Source organism: Erwinia sp. (assembly GCF_049696395.1).
Classification (GTDB): Bacteria; Pseudomonadota; Gammaproteobacteria; order Enterobacterales; family Enterobacteriaceae; genus Erwinia.
In genome coordinates, this window is the sequence record NZ_JBAVTT010000107.1 from 1 (window position 1) to 19644 (window position 19644).

General features: G+C 54.2%; 15 protein-coding genes. 6 read left to right on the plus strand and 9 right to left on the minus strand.

Annotated features, from left to right (window positions below):
• The 4 genes from dapB to WCC56_RS13745 form a co-directional block, all read left to right on the plus strand.
• On the plus strand, positions 1-690 hold a 690-nt coding region (gene dapB, locus WCC56_RS13730; protein ID WP_424692914.1), incomplete at its 5' end, for a 4-hydroxy-tetrahydrodipicolinate reductase.
• 466 nt (positions 691-1156) lie between these two features.
• Positions 1157-2302, plus strand: coding sequence for a glutamine-hydrolyzing carbamoyl-phosphate synthase small subunit (gene carA, locus WCC56_RS13735; RefSeq protein WP_424692915.1), 1146 nt, complete (start codon positions 1157-1159; stop codon positions 2300-2302).
• 14 nt (positions 2303-2316) lie between these two features.
• Positions 2317-5541 carry a carbamoyl-phosphate synthase large subunit gene (carB, locus tag WCC56_RS13740; RefSeq protein WP_424692916.1) on the plus strand — a complete coding sequence of 1075 codons (3225 nt, stop codon included), beginning with the start codon at positions 2317-2319 and terminating at the stop codon, positions 5539-5541.
• A gap of 210 nt (positions 5542-5751) precedes the next feature.
• Positions 5752-6495 (plus strand): acid phosphatase, encoded by a 744-nt coding sequence (locus WCC56_RS13745; RefSeq protein ID WP_424692917.1) that lies wholly within the window; start codon positions 5752-5754, stop codon positions 6493-6495.
• A gap of 189 nt (positions 6496-6684) precedes the next feature.
• Here WCC56_RS13745 and WCC56_RS13750 read toward each other — a convergent pair whose 3' ends face one another.
• Positions 6685-7299, minus strand: coding sequence for a LysE family translocator (locus tag WCC56_RS13750; protein ID WP_424692918.1), 615 nt, complete (start codon positions 7297-7299; stop codon positions 6685-6687).
• Positions 7300-7488: 189 nt separating this feature from the next.
• On the opposite strand from WCC56_RS13750, the gene folA reads away from it, so the two are divergent.
• The gene (gene folA / locus WCC56_RS13755; RefSeq protein WP_424692919.1) at positions 7489-7971 is read left to right on the plus strand and encodes a type 3 dihydrofolate reductase; all 483 of its coding nucleotides are present in this window, start codon (positions 7489-7491) and stop codon (positions 7969-7971) included.
• An 83-nt stretch (positions 7972-8054) separates the two neighbouring features.
• Here folA and apaH read toward each other — a convergent pair whose 3' ends face one another.
• From apaH to lptD, 6 genes are all read right to left on the minus strand, one after another.
• On the minus strand, positions 8055-8885 hold the full coding sequence (gene apaH, locus WCC56_RS13760; protein ID WP_424692920.1) for a bis(5'-nucleosyl)-tetraphosphatase (symmetrical) ApaH: 831 nt from the start codon (positions 8883-8885) through the stop codon (positions 8055-8057).
• A 67-nt stretch (positions 8886-8952) separates the two neighbouring features.
• On the minus strand, positions 8953-9330 hold the full coding sequence (apaG, locus tag WCC56_RS13765; protein WP_424692921.1) for a Co2+/Mg2+ efflux protein ApaG: 378 nt from the start codon (positions 9328-9330) through the stop codon (positions 8953-8955).
• A 4-nt stretch (positions 9331-9334) separates the two neighbouring features.
• The gene (rsmA, locus tag WCC56_RS13770; protein ID WP_424692922.1) at positions 9335-10168 is read right to left on the minus strand and encodes a 16S rRNA (adenine(1518)-N(6)/adenine(1519)-N(6))-dimethyltransferase RsmA; all 834 of its coding nucleotides are present in this window, start codon (positions 10166-10168) and stop codon (positions 9335-9337) included.
• Positions 10161-11153: a 4-hydroxythreonine-4-phosphate dehydrogenase PdxA gene (gene pdxA, locus WCC56_RS13775; protein ID WP_424692923.1), complete on the minus strand. Its 993-nt coding sequence runs from the start codon at positions 11151-11153 to the stop codon at positions 10161-10163. Before pdxA ends, rsmA begins: the two co-directional genes overlap by 8 nt.
• Positions 11143-12438, minus strand: coding sequence for a peptidylprolyl isomerase SurA (gene surA / locus WCC56_RS13780; protein WP_424692924.1), 1296 nt, complete (start codon positions 12436-12438; stop codon positions 11143-11145). The genes pdxA and surA overlap by 11 nt, the downstream gene beginning before the upstream one ends.
• A gap of 54 nt (positions 12439-12492) precedes the next feature.
• Positions 12493-14892 (minus strand): LPS assembly protein LptD, encoded by a 2400-nt coding sequence (gene lptD, locus WCC56_RS13785; RefSeq protein ID WP_424692925.1) that lies wholly within the window; start codon positions 14890-14892, stop codon positions 12493-12495.
• A 148-nt stretch (positions 14893-15040) separates the two neighbouring features.
• On the opposite strand from lptD, the gene djlA reads away from it, so the two are divergent.
• Entirely contained in the window at positions 15041-15868 is an 828-nt protein-coding gene (gene djlA, locus WCC56_RS13790) for a co-chaperone DjlA (protein WP_424692926.1), read from the plus strand.
• A gap of 53 nt (positions 15869-15921) precedes the next feature.
• Here djlA and rluA read toward each other — a convergent pair whose 3' ends face one another.
• Both rluA and rapA read right to left on the minus strand, forming a co-directional pair.
• Positions 15922-16575: a bifunctional tRNA pseudouridine(32) synthase/23S rRNA pseudouridine(746) synthase RluA gene (gene rluA, locus WCC56_RS13795; protein WP_424692945.1), complete on the minus strand. Its 654-nt coding sequence runs from the start codon at positions 16573-16575 to the stop codon at positions 15922-15924.
• 42 nt (positions 16576-16617) lie between these two features.
• On the minus strand, positions 16618-19524 hold the full coding sequence (rapA, locus tag WCC56_RS13800) for an RNA polymerase-associated protein RapA (protein ID WP_424692927.1): 2907 nt from the start codon (positions 19522-19524) through the stop codon (positions 16618-16620).
• Between the last annotated feature and the right edge of the window lie 120 nt (positions 19525-19644).

Consider the following 19644-nt stretch of genomic DNA (forward strand, 5'->3'; position numbering starts at 1 on the left):
GTGGGTGTTGACGCTGGTGAGCTGGCCGGGACTGGCCCACTGGGCGTGAAGGTGAGCGATAACCTGGAAGCCGTGGTGAACAACTTCGACGTGCTGATCGACTTTACCCGCCCTGAAGGCACGCTGGTTTATCTGGATTTTTGTCGCCAGCACCAGAAAGCGATGGTTATCGGTACCACCGGACTTGATGACTCGGCCAAGGCTGCCATCAAAGAAGCGTCACAGGAGATTGCTATCGTGTTTGCAGCTAACTTCAGCGTGGGCGTCAACCTCGTGCTGAAACTGCTGGAGAAAGCCGCCAAAGTGATGGGTGACTATGCCGATATCGAAATCGTTGAGGCTCATCACCGCCATAAAGTAGATGCGCCATCAGGTACCGCGCTGGCAATGGGTGAAGCGATTGCTGATGCAATGGACTGGGATTTAAATGAGCACGCAGTGTATGCCCGTGAAGGCCATACCGGCGAACGCAAGGCGCAAACTATCGGTTTTGCCACCGTTCGTGCTGGCGATATCGTTGGTGAACATACCGCGATGTTTGCAGATATTGGTGAGCGTGTAGAGATTACCCACAAGGCTTCAAGCCGTATGACCTTCGCTAAAGGCGCAGTTCGTGCAGCTGACTGGTTAAGTTCGCGTAAAGCAGGTCTTTATGACATGCGAAGTGTGCTTAATCTTGATGATTTATAAGTGTTGTGCACCATCGTGATGTGGTTATTTCAATCATAACTTTCTGATTGGGCGGGCAATAATTTTATTGCCCTTTTTATTTTTAAATAATGAGTGCTTCGTTTGTTTTTCATGCTCAGTTTGTTTTTTTACTTGGTTATCCATCTTTTTATCTGCAATAAATGTTAATTTTGACCATTTGGTCCAATTTCTCACTCCTTTTTCCCTTTTTTCATGCACAATCTCTCAGGCAACCGGTTATATGGCCTGGATGTCTGTGCTTTTCAGGGTAAATCCTCCGATTTCCCCGCCAGTTGAGTAAAAGACTATGAAAAAGTGACCTGCGGGGTAGACAACAGAGTGAGCGATCATTAGAATGCGCGCAATTTGCCAAAAATCGAGAATTCAGGCGGTTTTTGCATTGATTTATGGCTCTGTTATGAATTAATATGCAAATAATGTGACTGTTTATTCTCAGGAGGATGTTTTGATTAAGTCAGCGCTACTGGTTCTGGAAGACGGAACCCAATTCCACGGTCGGGCCATCGGGGCAACAGGATCGGCAGTGGGGGAAGTTGTTTTCAACACTTCAATGACCGGTTATCAAGAAATCCTCACTGATCCTTCCTATTCCCGCCAGATCGTTACTCTTACTTATCCCCATATCGGCAATGTCGGCACCAATTCCGCTGACGAAGAATCCTCTCAGGTACATGCTCAGGGCCTCGTCATTCGTGACCTGCCGCTGATTGCCAGCAACTTCCGTAATGAGGAAGGGCTGTCTGAGTACCTGAAGCGCCACAACATTGTCGCTATTGCCGATATCGATACGCGTAAGCTGACCCGTCTGCTGCGCGAAAAAGGGGCTCAGAACGGCTGCATCATCGCCAGCGACGCACCAGATGCTCAACTGGCTCTGCAGCAGGCGAAAGCCTTCCCAGGCTTGAAAGGAATGGATCTGGCGAAAGAAGTGACCACCAGTGAAACCTACAGCTGGCTGCAAGGCAGCTGGACGCTGGACGGCTTGCCGGACGCGAAGAAAGAAGCCGACCTGCCTTTCCACGTAGTGGCTTATGACTACGGTGTGAAGCGCAACATCCTGCGTATGCTGGTTGACCGTGGCTGCCGCCTGACTGTCGTTCCGGCACAGACACCCGCAGAAGACGTGCTGAAGATGAACCCGGATGGCATCTTCCTTTCAAACGGACCTGGGGATCCGGAGCCTTGTGATTACGCTATTGCGGCAATCAAAGCCTTCCTGGAAACCGACGTTCCTGTGTTCGGCATCTGCCTTGGCCACCAGTTACTGGCACTGGCCAGCGGTGCAAAAACCGTCAAGATGAAACTGGGCCACCACGGCGGCAACCATCCGGTGAAAGACCTGGATAACAACACCGTAATGATCACCGCACAGAACCACGGTTTCGCCGTTGATGAAACCAACTTACCGGCAAACCTGCGAGTGACTCACACCTCGCTGTTCGACCAGACGGTGCAGGGTATTCACCGCACCGATAAAGCCGCGTTCAGTTTTCAGGGGCACCCTGAAGCCAGCCCGGGCCCACACGATGCTGCGCCGCTGTTCGATCACTTTATCGAACTGATCGAAGCTTACCGTTCAACCGCTAAATAATCAGGAGCGAGAAAATGCCAAAACGTACCGACATAAAAAGTATCCTGATCCTTGGCGCTGGTCCGATCGTGATCGGCCAGGCCTGCGAATTCGACTACTCAGGCGCTCAGGCTTGTAAAGCCCTGCGTGAAGAGGGTTACCGCGTTATCCTGGTGAACTCCAACCCGGCAACCATCATGACTGACCCGGAAATGGCTGATGCGACCTACATCGAGCCTATCCACTGGGAAGTTGTGCGCAAAATTATCGAAAAAGAGCGTCCGGATGCGGTTCTGCCAACCATGGGCGGCCAGACTGCGCTGAACTGTGCGCTGGAACTGGAACGTCAGGGCGTGCTGGAAGAGTTCGGCGTGGCCATGATTGGTGCCACAGCGGATGCTATCGACAAAGCCGAAGACCGCCAGCGCTTTGATAAGGCCATGAAGAGCATCGGTCTGGATACAGCCCGTTCAGGCTTCGCACACAACATGGAAGAAGCGCACGCGGTTGCCGCTGACGTTGGCTTCCCTTGCATCATCCGTCCTTCCTTTACCATGGGCGGTTCCGGTGGCGGCATTGCTTACAACCGCGAAGAGTTTGAAGAGATTTGCGAACGCGGTCTGGATCTTTCCCCGACCAATGAGCTGCTGATTGATGAGTCGCTGATTGGCTGGAAAGAGTACGAGATGGAAGTGGTGCGTGATAAAAACGACAACTGCATCATCGTCTGCTCGATTGAAAACTTCGATGCGATGGGCATCCACACCGGTGACTCCATCACCGTGGCACCAGCCCAGACGCTGACCGATAAAGAATATCAAATCATGCGTAACGCCTCGATGGCGGTACTGCGTGAAATCGGCGTGGAAACCGGTGGGTCAAACGTGCAGTTCTCCGTTAACCCGGCGAATGGCCGCCTGATCATCATCGAGATGAACCCGCGCGTCTCCCGCTCTTCTGCCCTGGCTTCTAAAGCGACGGGTTTCCCGATTGCTAAAATTGCCGCCAAACTGGCCGTGGGTTACACGCTTGATGAACTGATGAACGACATCACCGGTGGATTAACTCCGGCCTCGTTCGAACCTTCTATCGACTACGTTGTGACCAAAATCCCTCGCTTCAACTTCGAGAAATTTGCCGGGGCGAATGACCGCCTGACTACGCAGATGAAATCGGTGGGTGAAGTGATGGCGATTGGCCGTACTTTGCAGGAATCCATGCAGAAAGCCTTGCGTGGCCTTGAAGTTGGCGCACACGGCTTCGACCCGAAAGTCGACCTGAACGACCCGGAAGCGATGACGGTGATCCGCCATGAGCTGAAAGATGCCGGTTCAGACCGTATCTGGTACATCGCCGATGCTTTCCGTGCCGGCATGAGCGTGGAAGAGATCTTTGCCCTGACCAACGTTGACCGCTGGTTCCTGGTGCAGATTGAAGAGCTGGTTCAGCTGGAAGGCCAGGTTGCCCGTGAAGGCGTGAATGGCCTGACAGCGGACTTCCTGCGTGCGCTGAAGCGTAAAGGCTTTGCCGATGCGCGTCTGTCTGCGCTGGCTGGCGTGGCTGAATCCGAAGTGCGTAAGCTGCGTGAGCAATACAACCTGCACCCGGTTTACAAGCGTGTTGATACCTGTGCAGCGGAATTCTCTACCGATACCGCTTACATGTACTCCACCTATGAAGAAGAGTGTGAATCCAACCCTAACAGCGATCGTGAGAAAATCATGGTGCTGGGCGGTGGTCCAAACCGTATCGGCCAGGGCATTGAGTTCGACTACTGCTGCGTACATGCTTCGCTGGCGCTGCGTGAAGACGGTTACGAGACCATCATGGTTAACTGTAACCCTGAAACCGTTTCAACTGACTACGACACTTCAGACCGCCTGTACTTCGAGCCGGTAACGTTGGAAGACGTGCTGGAAATCGTGCGTATCGAGAAGCCTAAAGGCGTGATCGTGCAGTACGGCGGCCAGACTCCACTGAAACTGGCTCGTGAGCTGGAAGCCGCTGGCGTGCCGATTATCGGTACCAGCCCTGATGCGATCGACCGTGCTGAAGACCGTGAGCGTTTCCAGCAGGCCGTTGAGCGCCTGGGCCTGAAGCAGCCTGCTAACTCAACCGTTACCGCGATTGAACAGGCCGTTGAGAAAGCCGCTGTGATTGGCTATCCGCTGGTTGTGCGTCCTTCCTATGTCCTGGGCGGCCGTGCGATGGAAATCGTCTATGACGACATCGACCTGAAGCGTTACTTCCAGAATGCGGTTGCCGTGTCTAACGATGCGCCAGTGCTGCTGGACCGCTTCCTGGATGATGCGGTTGAAGTCGACGTGGATGCGATTTGCGACGGTGAGCGCGTGCTGATTGGCGGCATCATGGAGCACATTGAGCAGGCAGGCGTGCACTCAGGTGACTCCGCTTGTTCTCTGCCAGCCTACACGCTGAGCAAAGAGATCCAGGACGTGATGCGTCAGCAGGTTGAAAAGCTGGCCTTCGAACTCTGCGTTCGTGGCCTGATGAACGTGCAGTTTGCGGTGAAAGATAACGAAGTTTACCTGATTGAGGTGAACCCACGTGCCGCCCGTACCGTGCCGTTTGTTTCCAAGGCAACGGGCGTGCCACTGGCTAAAGTAGCGGCCCGCGTCATGGCAGGCAAAACGCTGGCAGAGCAGGGCGTGACGGAAGAAGTTATTCCTCCTTACTACTCTGTGAAAGAAGTGGTGTTACCGTTCAACAAGTTCCAGGGCGTTGACCCAATCCTCGGCCCTGAAATGCGTTCCACCGGTGAAGTGATGGGCGTGGGCGGGACCTTCGCAGAAGCCTTCTCTAAAGCCATGCTGGGCGCGCAGAGCAACATGAAGAAAGCTGGCCGTGCGTTACTGTCCGTCCGTGATGGCGACAAGAAGCGTATCGTTGCCCTGGCAACCAAGCTGCAGTCAATGGGCTTCGAACTGGATGCCACGCACGGTACCGCAGTGGTGCTGGGAGAAGCAGGGATCAACATCCGTCTGGTCAACAAGGTGCATGAAGGCCGTCCTCATATCCAGGACCGCCTGAAAAACGGTGAGTACGCTTACATCGTTAACACCACCGCAGGACGCCAGGCGATTGAGGATTCCAAACTGATCCGCCGCAGCGCCCTGCAGTACAAGGTGCACTACGACACCACGCTGAACGGTGCTTTTGCTACGGCAAACTCACTGAGCGCAGATCCTACCGCGCAGGTTATCTCCGTGCAGGAAATGCACGCGCTGATCCAGGGCTAAGCCCCTGTCAGCGATGACTGATCCCCCGCTTCGGCGGGGATTTTTTTTGCCTGTCATCCCTCCCGAAACGCGTCTTGTCATAAAACTGTCATTTTTGTGATGTTGCTAAAAGTGCTGCCCGGCACACTCGCTTATCCTTCGCAGGCTTTACCTCTGTTTGACTCCTCCATCAGGGCAACGATGCCCGAACGAAACATCAGGGACCTCATCATGAAAAAACTGTTAATAGCCACACTGATCTGCGCGACCTCCATGCAGACAGCCTTTGCCGCCAAAGATGTCACCACTCAACCTGATGCTTATTTCCTGCAGGAATCTCAGGTTGCCGACAGCCTGAGCCTGCTGCCGCCACCGCCTGCAATCGACAGTATTGATTTTCTCAATGACAAAGCGCAGTACGACATCGGCAAACAGCTGAGAAATACGCCGAGAGGCAAGCAAGCCTGGAAGGATGCTCATGTGGCAGGCGATGGTGTGGCAGACGCTTTCTCTGAAGCTTTTGGTATGGCGATCACCAAAGAGAAAACGCCTGAGATTTACCGGCTGGTGATGAAAATGCGTGAAGATGCGGGCGATCTGGCTACCCGTTCCGCAAAAAATCACTACATGCGCGTACGGCCTTTTGCCTTCTATAACGAGCCAACCTGCCGTTCTGATGAGGAGAGCACACTGTCCAAAAACGGCTCTTACCCTTCCGGGCATACCACCATCGGGTGGGCAACCGCGCTGGTGCTGTCGGAAATTAATGCGGATAAGCAGGCTGCGATCCTGAAGCGGGGTTATGAAATGGGCCAGAGCCGGGTGATTTGCGGCTATCACTGGCAGAGCGATGTGACGGCTGCGCGCCTTGTTGCCTCTGCGGTGGTTGCGCGTCTGCATGCCGACCCCGCTTTTGCAGAACAACTGCAAAAAGCCAAAGTGGAATTTTCTAAGCTGAACAACGCCCCTTCTTAACGTCCTTCCCGGCGCATCTGGCCCTGTCCGATGCGCTGTTTCATCCCCGTTCGTACCCTCCAGTCACCCTTTCTGGCGCGGGTCAAAGTGCAGGTGTTTGATGCCGATTACCAGCAGCGTTTGCCGTAATCAGTCATATTGAGCGGCTTCCCGTATGCGTTAAACGTGAAGCCGCTCTGGCGTTGCCGATCAGGAAAGCGCGACCTTGATACCCAGCGCAATCAATACGCCGCCCAGCAGCTTGTCGACCAGCTTCTGCGCCTTCGCCAGACCCCGGCGAACTGGTGCGCTCTGAATGATCACAATCAGCAATGGCCACCAAACTGAAGAGAGCATCAGGATGATCCCGGCGTACCAAATTTTCTCACCAAAGCCGGTATGCACGTTCAGCACCTGAGTAAACATCGACAGGAAAAACAGCGTGGCTTTCGGGTTCAGCAGGTTACAGAGGTAGCCTTGCAGGAAGGCTTTCTTCAGCGAAGTGGATTCAGGCTCAATGTTGCTGAGATCCATTTTGCTGTTGCCACGCGACAGCAAGGCCTGCACACCAATGAAGATCAGATACGCGGCGCCAACGTATTTCAGCATCATGAACAGCCACGGCGTGGTGGTGATCACCACGGCCAGACCTGCCACGCAATAAGCCATATGAGTGGCTACGGCACAGTTGACTCCCAGCGCGGTAAACATGGCGGCTGAACGGGGATAACGGGCGGCATTCTTGATAATCAGGAAGAAATCCGGGCCGGGAGAAAGCATTCCCAGAGCCGCAATCGTGGCGATAATCAAGCTGGTCTCTAACATGGTGGCATCCTGTAGCAATTGAGGGGCGGATTCTAGCACGTTCGCGGGGTTTTTAAGCTATCTGCCAGAGCAAATACAACGCAAACGTTACCTTGAAGAACCTTTACGCAAATCCCCCGGTAGGGGTATCGACGAAAGTTTCACCTTTACGTATGATGGCGCCAATTTTACCCCCTTTACTGAGTTTCTATGATGATAAGCCTGATTGCGGCCATGGCGGCCGACCGCGTTATTGGAATGGACAATGCCATGCCGTGGCACTTACCAGCAGATTTGGCCTGGTTTAAACGCCAAACCCTGGATAAGCCTGTGATCATGGGGCGCCGTACCTGGGAGTCCATTGGACGCCCGCTGCCTGGCAGACTGAATATTGTGATCAGCAGCCAGCCGGGCGAGGCTGAAGGCGTGACTTGGGTGACCTCAATTGATGAAGCGTTGCAGGCAGCCGGAGAAGTGGAAGAAGTGATGGTCATCGGTGGCGGTCGCATCTATGAACAGCTGTTGCCGCGTGCCGATCGTCTGTATCTGACGCACATTGATGCTGAAGTGGTGGGTGACACAACCTTCCCGGATTTTGAGCCGGAAGAGTGGCAGTCAACCTTCAGTGAATTCCACGACGCGGATGAGAAGAACAGCCACAGTTTCTGCTTCGAAATTCTGCAACGTCGTTAATAAAAAAGCGGCTTACCCTCGCAGTCAACAACGCCATCCTGGCGTCTGTTGCAGGGTAAGCCGCTTTTTTTGTTTTTGTGCCTCTACTCTTCCAGCGCTTGCGCCCGGTTGGAAGGCTGAACAAACCAGGCTTTATCTTCCCAGCGCAGCATGGTCAGCGTGCCGCCCCAGCAACAGCCGGTATCCAGTCCAATAATCCCTTCAGGAGTGCCTTTGCCTTCCAGCGAAGCCCAATGACCAAAAACAATGGTGTAGTCATTCGCAACCGGGCCCGGGATTTCGAACCAGGGTTTCAGCGGCGCTGGCGCCGTGTCCGGCGTGTCTTTGCAGATCATATCCAGCTGCCCGTTCGGGAAGCAGAAACGCATCCGCGTTAACGCATTGGTGCTGAAACGCAGGCGAGCCAGCCCGGTAAGTTCTGGGGTCCAGTTATTGGGCATGTCACCGTACATGGCGTCGATGAACAGTGGATAGGTATCACTGGAGAGGACGGCTTCCACTTCACGGGCACAGGCTTTCGCGGTTTCAATATCCCATTGTGGCGTGATACCAGCATGCGCCATCACCAGCTTTTTCTCTTCATCCACTTGCAGCAGCGGCTGACGACGAAGCCAGTTAATCAGCTCATCGGCATCTTCAGCTTCCAGTAACGGCGTCAGGCGATCCTTCGGCTTATTACGGCTGATGCCAGCGAACACGGCCAGCAGATGCAGATCGTGATTGCCTAAGACCAGACGGACGCAGTCACCCAGCGAACGCACGTAGCGCAGCACGTCCAGCGAACCCGGCCCACGGGCAACCAGATCGCCAGTCAGCCACAGCGTATCCTGTTGGGGATCGAAAGCGACCTGCTCCAGCAGGGAGTGAAGTTCGTCATAGCATCCGTGGATGTCACCGATCAGATATGTGCTCATTGAACCTTTCCAGGCAGACGAATTCCTGAGCCGTTAAGCCCGCTCACCGTCTGTGCTATCAGATGAATTAATGGAGCTGGCTTGGGACAGCCAGCCTGAACACCGGGATCTCAACCTGGAAGCTTTCGCCTTCATGATCGATCATGACGTAATGTCCCTGCATGGTGCCCATGGGTGTTTCGAGAACGGCGCCGCTGGTGTACTGAAATTCATTGCCGGGTTGGATGTGCGGCTGCTCGCCAATCACACCTTCACCCTGAACGTCGGTTTCACGGCCATTGCCGTTGGTAATCAACCAGTAACGACCGAGCAGCTGAACGGCGTGACGCCCCAGATTGCGTATGGTGACGGTATAAGCAAAAACATACCGATCTTCTTCAGGAACAGATTGCGAAGGAATATAAGCGCTCTGAACATGGACACATACACGGGGCGTATCGATCATTCTGCTACTTCTCCTGCGGCTGAGGCTGGGTCTGAGGATGCGCAATCAGCCAGTTTGCTAACTGGCAATATTGCGCCACAGTGATGTTCTCTGCCCGTAAAGTCGGGTCGATGTTCATCTCCTGCAAGACTTCCAGCGAGAACAGATGCCCCAGACTGTTGCGCAGTGTTTTACGGCGCTTACCAAAGGCTTCTGTGGTGATCCTGGTCAGCACTCGCATATCGGTGACCGGATGTTCAATTTTCGCATGTGGCATTAAACGCACCACCGCTGAATCAACTTTAGGCGCAGGCGTAAAGGATTCTGGTGGCACTTCCAGCACCGGGATCACCTGACAGTAATACTGTGCCATGACGGTGAGACGGCCATAGGCTTTGCTGCCTGGGCCGGCTACTAACCGATTAACGACCTCTTTTTGCAGCATAAAATGCATATCACGGATGGCCGTGGCATAGCTGAAAAGATGGAACATCAACGGCGTGGAGATGTTGTAAGGCAGATTACCAAACACGCGCAGAGACTGACCTTTTTCGCGGGCATACTCAGCGAAGTCAAAGGCCATGGCGTCCTGCTGGAAGATCGTCAGCTTAGGGCCCAAAAACGGATGGGTTTGCAGACGAGCCGCCAAATCACGGTCGATTTCAATGACGGTCATGGCGTCCAGACGCTCGCCAACCGGTTCGGTTAACGCCCCAAGACCGGGACCAATCTCGACGATGGCCTCGCCTTTTTGCGGGTGAATGGCGGAGACAATGCTGTCGATAATATACTGATCGTTCAGGAAGTTCTGTCCGAAACGTTTGCGGGCGAAGTGGCCCTGATGGACGCGATTATTCATTACTGCTCTTGATCATGGTGATGGCGAGGTTAAGCGCCGTAATAAAGCTGCCCGCATCAGCGTTCCCCAGGCCTGCCAGTTCAAGGGCGGTGCCATGGTCAACGGACGTGCGGATAAAGGGCAGGCCGAGGGTGATATTCACCGCGCGCCCGAATCCCTGATATTTTAGCACCGGAAGCCCCTGGTCGTGATACATCGCCAGCACGGCATCGGCATGTTGCAAATATTTTGGCTGGAACAACGTATCTGCCGGCAATGGTCCGGTCAGCTGCATTCCCTGCTGACGAAGTTCGTCCAAGGCAGGGATGATAACATCGATCTCTTCCCGACCCATATGCCCACCTTCACCCGCGTGGGGATTTAAGCCACAAACAAAGATGTGCGGGGAGGCTAAGCCGAATTTACTTTTCAGGTCAGCGTGCAGAATACCGATAACTTCATGCAGGCTGTCGCGGGTAATCGCTTCAGAGACGTCTTTTAGCGGCAGATGCGTGGTAGCCAACGCCACCCGCAGCTCTTCTGTCGCCAGCATCATCACTACACGTTCACGCTGTGAACGTTCAGCAAAGAATTCAGTGTGGCCGCTGAAAGGGATACCCGCGTCGTTAATCACCCCTTTATGGACCGGACCGGTGATTAACGCAGAAAATTCACCGTTGAGGCAGCCGTCACAGGCTCGTGCCAGCGTTGCCAGCACGTAATGGCTGTTCGCCACGCAAAGCTCGCCTGCGTTAACGGGGTGCGGCAGGGTAACGGGAACGACAGTCAGCGTCCCGGCCTGTTGCGGCTGGGCCGCTGAACCAGGCTGATAGTCTCTCAGGGTCAGAGGTAAACCCAGCTTTGCTGCCCGTTCGAGCAGCAAAGCTGGATCGGCGCACACAACCAGTTCAACTGGCCAGTCACGCTGGGCCAGTTGAAGGGTAACATCAGGACCAATCCCGGCAGGCTCGCCGGGAGTGATCACCACACGTTGATTACTGAGCATTCGCATCCAGGATTTTCACGTAGGCGGCAGCACGCTGCTCCTGCATCCAGGTCTGTGCTTCTTCAGCAAACTTACGGTTGAACAGCAGACGGTAAGCACGCTCTTTCTGTGCTGCGTCAGTTTTGTCCACCTGACGGGTATCCAGCAACTGGATCAGATGCCAGCCGAAGGAGGAGTGCACTGGCGTGCTCAACTGGCCTTTTTTCAGCTTCAACAGCGCATCGCGGAACGCCGGGTCATACATCTCCGGGGAGCTCCAGCCTAAATCGCCGCCCTGATTTGCTGAACCTGGATCCTGAGAAAGCTCTTTAGCGGCATTAGCGAAGGTCATTTTGCCACTGTTGATCTCAGCAGAAACCTGTTCCAGTTTCTGACGAGCCTGCTCATCAGTCATTACCGGAGACGGCTTCAGCAGAATATGGCGAGCGTGAACTTCGGTCACTGACACATTCTGGCTCTCGCCGCGCACATCGTTAACTTTCAGGATGTGGAAGCCAACACCTGAGCGGATTGGACCGATGATGTCGCCTTTCTTCGCCGTAACCAGCGCCTGCGCGAACAGAGAAGGCAGCTCCTGAATCTTGCCCCAACCCATGTTGCCGCCTTTCAGCGCCTGAGGATCGGCAGAGTAGGTGATCGCCAGCTTGCCGAAGTCAGCGCCATTTTTACTTTGGCTCACCAGCTGCTTAGCGAGGGTTTCCTGATCGTCAACCTGCTGCTGAGTCGGGTTTTCCGGCAGTGGCAACAGGATGTGGCTGAGGTTTAACTCGGTGCTGGCATTGTTCTGAGAAGCAACCTGCTTCGACAGCGAATCCACTTCCTGCGGCAGAATGGTGACGCGACGACGGACTTCATTATTACGCACTTCCGAAATGGTCATCTCCTTGCGGATCTGCTCACGGTAGGTCGAATAATTCATCCCATCATACGCCAGACGACTGCGCAGCTGGTCTGCACTCATTTTGTTCTGAGCGGCGATGTTCTGGATAGCCTGATCAAGCTGAGCATCCGTCACCTGGATCCCGGACTGTTTTGCCATCTGCAGCAAAATGTTGTCCATGACCAGACGTTCCACGATTTGATGACGCAGGGTTTTATCATCAGGCAGTTGCTGACCAGCCTGCTGAGCCTGGCCTTTTACCGACTGCATCATGCCGTCGACATCACTTTCCAGTACTACGCCGTTGTTTACTACAGCGGCGACTTTATCAACAACTTGCGGGGCTGCAAACGCGGTGTTGGCGGTCAGCGCTGCACCAAGGATCAGCATTCTCCAGTTCTTCATACTTTTTCCATTCTTCTATCCGCACTGCGGGTTTGCATTGTATTTATCACAACATCAGAAAGAGCGTTGATAAGGCAAGATGCCCTCACGCAGCATTTGACCGGTGCCGAGGCTATAAGAAGGACTCAGGCCACGTAATTCAATGTTGAACGAGATTTTATTGTCGTAATTACTGGTACTGTTATCGCTGTTCCAGCTGGTGATTTTACGTTCGTAACCCAGACGAATGGCATAGCAGCAGGAACTGTACTGCACACCAAGCAACTGATCGGCAGGCTGTTTGGCTTTGGTATCGTAGTACCAGGCGCCAACCACCGACCAGGCATCAGCAATCGGCCAACTCGCCGTGGCGCCAACCTGAGAAATTCCATCCTGATAGCCAGGGTTGGTCACCGTGGATAACGTTTGGGCAATATATTCCGGGCTGGTGTAACGGTAGTTCAACTGCACCATGCGGTCAGCATCGCGGCGGTATTCCAGTACGGCATTGCCTTGCGACACGTTATCAAGACGGGTGTCATACTGCAGGCCACCACGGGTGCTCCAACGGTCGCTGATACGGTAGTAAGTGTCACCTGCCCACACCAGACTGCCGCGATCGTCACTGTCTGCGTTCTCCAGACCAGTTCGGGATGGAGTAAACGAGTAGATTTGACCTATAGAAGCGTTAAAACGTTCAACCAGATCGTTATCAAAAATTCGCGTGGTCACACCGCTGGTCACCTGGTTGGCTGAGGCAATGCGATCCAGACCACTGTAAGTGCGGTCGCGGAACAGGCCGGTGTAGTCACTTTGCAGCAGCGTGGAGTCATAAGCGCGGATATCGCTCTGATCGCGATAAGGCAGATAAAGGTACTGCATACGCGGTTCCAGCGTCTGCGTGTAACCTTCAGACCAGTCCATATTGCGGTCGAAGACCATCTTGCCGTCAACTTTAAATTGCGGCATGACGCGGTTCACGTTGCTTTTCAGCTGGTTGTCCTGGCTGGAACTGAGGCTGTTGTAATACTCAATATCATCCTGCTGATAATGTGTTGCCAGCAGTTTCGCTTCGGTATTCAGACTTCCCCAGCCGTTGGACAGCGGCAGGTTGATGGTCGGCTCTACGTGCAAACGGGTTGCATCAGGCAACTCTTCGTTGACGTTGGTGAACTTCACCGCCTGCGCATAAAGGTGGGTGTCAAACGGACCGACATCGTTCTGGTAATAGTTAAAGTCGAACTGCGGCTCAGCACGATACACATCGCGGCTGGCGTTGGTTGAGAAGATCTGGAACTGTTTGGTCGACAGCGTCGCGTCCCAGTTTTTCTCGGCATAACCAATACTGAATTTCTGCGTGACGTACCCGTCAGTCGAGTTGCCGTAGGTAGAATCCAGATCGGTGAAGTAATAAGGATCGCTAACCTTGGTGTAATCCGCGTTGAAGCGCCAGTTCTGGTCATAGACACCGGCATGCTTCCAGAAGAATAACCAGCGCTTGGAGTCGGTACTGTCTGAAATATTGCGTGAGGTTGCGTCTTTCTCGTACTGGTTGTCCGATCCCAAATAATCGAACTCCATCAGACCGGCACCAGCCTGAGTCAGATAGCGGAATTCGTTCTGTAACTGCAGCCCACGATTACTCATATAATGAGGCGTAATGGTGGCATCGGCCTGCGGCGCAATGTTCCAGTAATACGGCAGAATGAATTCAAATCCGTTGGAACTGCCGTATTTGGCGTTCGGGATCAGGAAACCTGAGCGGCGGCGGTCGCCAAGAGGCAACTGCAAGTATGGGCTGTACAACACCGGGACTGAGCCAATCTTAAAGCGGGCATTCCAGATTTCAGCAACCTGCTCTTCGCGGTCCTGGATAATCTCGCTTCCCGCCACGCTCCAGCTGTTATCGCCAGGCAGACAGGAAGTAAACGTGCCGTTTTCCATAATGGTATAACGGTTCTGGCCACGCAGTTTCATCTGATCGCCAGTTCCACGGCCCTGACGGCCTATCATCTGGTAGTCTCCGTTCCAGACGTTGGTGTCTTTGGTGTTCAGGTTTGACCAGGCTTTCGGACCTTTCAGGATGACCTGATTGTCGTCGTAGTGCACATTACCTAACGCGTCCACGGTTCGCACAGGCGTCGGCTGGCCAGGTTGCTGCTTTTGATGCAGCTGAACCTCGTCAGAAAGCAGACGGCTGTTACCCTGCTGGATATCGACATTGCCAGTAAACACGGCGTTATCCGGGTAATTACCTTTGGCACTATCGGCGTTAATCGTTACCGGTAAGTCATTGTTCGTTTTTCCCTGGACCAGAGGACGGTTATAGCTTGGTACACCCAGCATACATTGTGATGCGAGGTCGTCGGCCAGGCCTTGCTGGCTGTAAATCGCTGTGCCGATAAGCGTGGCCAGCAAAGTAGGTAATCTTTTTTTCATACGCGGTATCGAGAATTCCGTGATAGCTGGCATCATGCCGACAAACGGTCAGAGACTATCGCACTCAACTGCGTTGCGCTAGTGTTAATCCTGGTCGTCTGGCCGCGTTGCCGTTAGGCTCTGAGTTAAATGACAGGTATGATAATGCAATTTTTAGCCTTCAGCATGGCGAAATGAGGAGTATATGCGCTATTGGGGAAAAGTAATTGGCCTTGTGCTCGGTTTGTTGAGCGGCACCGGCTTCTGGGGTTTAGCATTCGGCCTGCTGATTGGCCATCTGATTGATAAAGCGCGGGCCGTTAAAGGACAGGGCTATTTTGCTAACCAGCAAACCAGACAGTCCCTGTTTTTCCGCACCACCTTTCAGGTGATGGGGCATTTGACCAAATCAAAAGGACGAGTGACTGACGCGGATATTCAGATGGCTTCACTGCTGATGGATCGTATGCAGCTGCATGGCGAAGCCAGAACCTCGGCTCAGCGTGCCTTCCGTGAGGGAAAAGAGGGCGATTACCCGTTACGCAGTAAATTGCGTGAACTGCGTAGCGCCTGCTTTGGCCGCTTTGACCTGATTAGGATGTTTCTGGAAATTCAGATTCAGGCGGCGTTTGCCGATGGGTCTCTTCATCCTAACGAGCGTCAGGTGCTGTTTGTTATCGCGGAAGAGTTGGGCATTTCCAAAACTCAGTTCGATCAGTTCCTGCGGATGATGGAAAGCGGCCAGCAGTTTGGCGGCGGCGGTGATTATCACAGCGGCGCGGGTTCACAGGGCGGCTTTGGTCAGGCAAGACGTGGACCAACGTTGGAGGATGCCTGTAGCGTGCTGGGCGTGAAAAGCAGTGATGATGGCACCACCATCAAGCGCGCCTATCGCAAGCTGATGAGCGAACACCATCCGGACAAGCTGGTTGCCAAAGGTCTGCCACCGCAGATGATGGAAATGGCCAAGCAGAAAACGCAGGAAATTCAGGCGGCTTACGATCTGATTAAACGTGAGAAAGGCTTTAAGTAGGGCGTTGCAGGCTAAGCTAACGGTAAGGGCGGAAGAGATTCCGCCCTTACTCGTTAAAAATCAGCAGGCTGACGGAAGGTCATTGGCGTGTGGTAATGCGGATGCGTAATGGTCAGCATTTCAGCATGCAGTTGCAGTCGCGGTGCCATGGCTTTCGCCTCTGGATGGGCATAGAAATTATCCCCCAGAATGGGATGACCCAGCGCCAACATATGCACCCTTAACTGATGAGAACGGCCGGTAATGGGCTTCAGCTGAATACGGGCACTGTTGTCATCGGCAAACTCCAGCACTTCATATTCCGTCTGGGCAGACTTCCCCGTTTCAAAACACACCTTCTGCTTTGGCCGGTTTGGCCAGTCGCAAATCAGCGGCAGATCGACCAGACCTTTGGCTTTCTCCGGATGTCCCCAGATTCTGGCAATATACCTCTTCTGTGGCTCCCGCTCGCGAAACTGACGCTTAAGCTCACGCTCAGCCGCTTTAGTTAACGCTACTACGATCACACCACTGGTCGCCATATCCAATCTATGCACCGATTCCGCCGCAGGGAAATCACGCTGGACGCGGGTCATAACGCTGTCTTTATGATCTTCAAGGCGTCCGGGAACGGACAGCAATCCGCTGGGCTTGTTGATCACCATGATGTGCTCATCCTGATACAGGATATGGAGCCAGGGTTCTTGCGGTGGGTTATAGGGTTCCATCTTGTTGCCTGTCAGGGGCGGCATACACCGCCCCATGTTGAGTTACTGATGCGTTACGACAATCAGACGCAGCGCATCAAGACGCCAGCCAGCCTCGTTCAGCGCGGACAGAACCTGCTCGCGGTTGCTTTCCAGCGCGTCAATCTCATCCTGACGGATGTTAGGATTGACCGCGCTCAGTGCATCGAGGCGAGACAGTTCGGCGCTGAGCTTTTCATCGGCTTCACGGCGGGCGACGTCAATCACCTGACGAGCCTGAGCAGCGGCTTCTTCTTCGGCCAGTTGCAGGATCTGATGAACATCCTGCTGCACGGCGTTAACGAGTTTGCTGCCGGTATGGCGATTCACCGCGTTCAGCTGACGGTTAAAGCTTTCGAACTCGACCTTACCAGCCAGGTTCGTGCCATTACGGTCAACCAGCATGCGCACCGGTGTGGGTGGCAGGAAGCGGGTCAGTTGCAGATGTTTAGGTGCCTGAGCTTCCACCACGTAGATCAACTCAACCAGCAAGGTTCCCACTGGTAAGGCTTTGTTCTTCAGCAGTGACAGCGCGCAGCTTCCGGTATCTCCTGAAAGGATCAAATCCAAACCGTTGCGGATGATCGGGTGTTCCCAGGTGACATATTGCGCGTCTTCCCGGGACAAAGCCTGACCGCGATCGAAGGTGATGGTGCAGCCATCTTCTGGCAAACCTGGGAAGTCTGGCACCAGCATATGATCGCCTGGTGTCAGTACAATCAGGTTATCACTGCGATCTTCCTGGTTGATCCCGACGATATCAAACAGGTTGAGCGCAAAGTTCACCAGGTCGGTATCGTTATCCTGCTCGCCGATTTTCTCTGCCAGCGCCTGAGCTTTCTCGCCGCCGTTTGAGTTCAGTTCCAGCAGGCGATCTCGCCCCTGCTCAAGCTGGCTTTTCAGCGCGTTATGCTGTTTGCGGCAGTCGGCAATAAACTCTTCCAGACCCTGAGTCTGTTCAGGGGCGGCCAGATACTCAACCAGCTGAGCGTAGGCTGTATCATAAATAGCGCGGCCAGTCGGGCAGGTATGCTCAAAGGCATCCAGACCTTCGTGATACCACTGCACCAGCACCGACTGAGCGGTTTTTTCCAGGTAAGGGACGTGGATCTGGATGTCGTGCGCCTGACCAATACGGTCAAGACGGCCAATTCGCTGCTCTAACAGGTCCGGGTTAAACGGCAGGTCGAACATCACCATCTGATGAGCGAACTGGAAGTTACGGCCTTCAGAGCCTATTTCAGAACAGAGCAGAACCTGGGCACCCTCTTCTTCAGAAGCAAACCAGGCGGCCGCACGGTCGCGTTCAATAATAGACAGACCTTCGTGGAAGACTGCCGCGCGGATTCCTTCACGCTCACGCAGGACCTGCTCAAGCTGCAGAGCCGTGGCTGCTTTGGCACAGATCACCAGCACTTTCTTATCGCGCTGGCTGGTCAGGAAGCCCATCAGCCACTCAACACGCGGGTCGAAGTTCCACCAGGTGCCGCTGTCGCCTTCAAACTCCTGATAAATTTGCTCCGGGTACAGCATGTCACGAGCACGCTCATCGACAGACTTACGTGCGCTCATGATGCCGGAAACTTTAATCGCGGTTTGATACTGCGTTGGCAGCGGCAAACGGATTTGGTGCAGTTCGCGTTTCGGGAAGCCTTTTACCCCGTTACGGGTGTTACGGAACAGCACGCGGCTGGTGCCGTGGCGATCCATCAGCATGCTGATCAATTCCTGGCGCGCTTCAAGTTTCCCTTCACGGTCGCTGTTGGCGATTTGCAACAGTGGCTCGATATCCTGTTCGCCAACCAGGTCGTTGAGCATATTCATCTCAACCGGACTGAGCGATTTATCCGCCAGCAGTCCGGTCACCGCATCGGCGATGGGGCGGAAGTGCTGCTGCTCTTCAACAAAGGCAGCAAAATCATGGAAACGGTTTGGATCCAGCAGACGCAGACGGGCAAAGTGGCTTTCCATGCCCAGCTGCTCTGGTGTGGCGGTCAGCAACAGGACGCCGGGGATCTGTTCGGCCAGTTGTTCGATGACCTGATATTCACGGCTCGGCTGCCCTTCTGACCACGCCAGGTGGTGAGCTTCATCCACAATCAGCAGGTCCCAGGAGGCATCCGCCATCATCTCCAGGCGCTGCTTGTTGCGACGCACAAAGTCGAGAGAGCAGATCACCAGCTGTTCAGTGTCGAAGGCATTATCGCTGTCCAACTGTGCCTGCGCATAGCGCTCATCGTCAAACAGGGCGAAACGCAGGTTAAAGCGGCGCAGCATCTCAACCAGCCACTGATGTTGCAGGGTTTCAGGCACCACGATCAGCACGCGCTCAGCACGGCCTGCCAGCAGTTGCTGGTGGATGATCATCCCGGCTTCGATGGTTTTGCCGAGGCCAACTTCATCCGCGAGCAAAACACGCGGGGCATGGCGGCGGCCAACATCGTGGGCAATGTGCAGCTGGTGAGGGATCAGACTGGTGCGCATGCCACGCAGGCCGCTTACCGCAAGGTGATACTGTTCACTCTGGTATTTGCGTGCACGAAAGCGCAGGGCAAAGCGATCCATACGATCCAGCTGACCAGCAAACAGACGATCCTGAGGTTTGCTGAAGACCAGCTTACTGTCGAGCATCACCTCACGCATCAGCACGCCGGTCTCTTCAGTATCCAGACGCGTGCCGAGGTAAGTTATCAGACCGTTTTCCGTCGTGACTTCTGCCACTTCCAGCTGCCAGCCTTCATGGCTGGTAATGGTGTCGCCTGGATTGAACATCACACGGGTGATTGGAGAATCATTTCGGGCATAAAGACGGTTTTCGCCGGTGGCAGGGAACAGCACAGTCACCATGCGCGTGTCGATCGCGACAATAGTGCCCAATCCCAATTCGCTTTCCGTATCGCTGATCCAGCGTTGACCAAGTGTAAAAGGCATAGATATTCGGCTCGATTCTCTTAGAGGTTATGGCAGGCAATAGCATGACCGCCCGGCACTCAGTGCCCGGCAGAAAATTCTAATCATCAGGAAGGGCGCTATGGTACTGGATGGCGACGC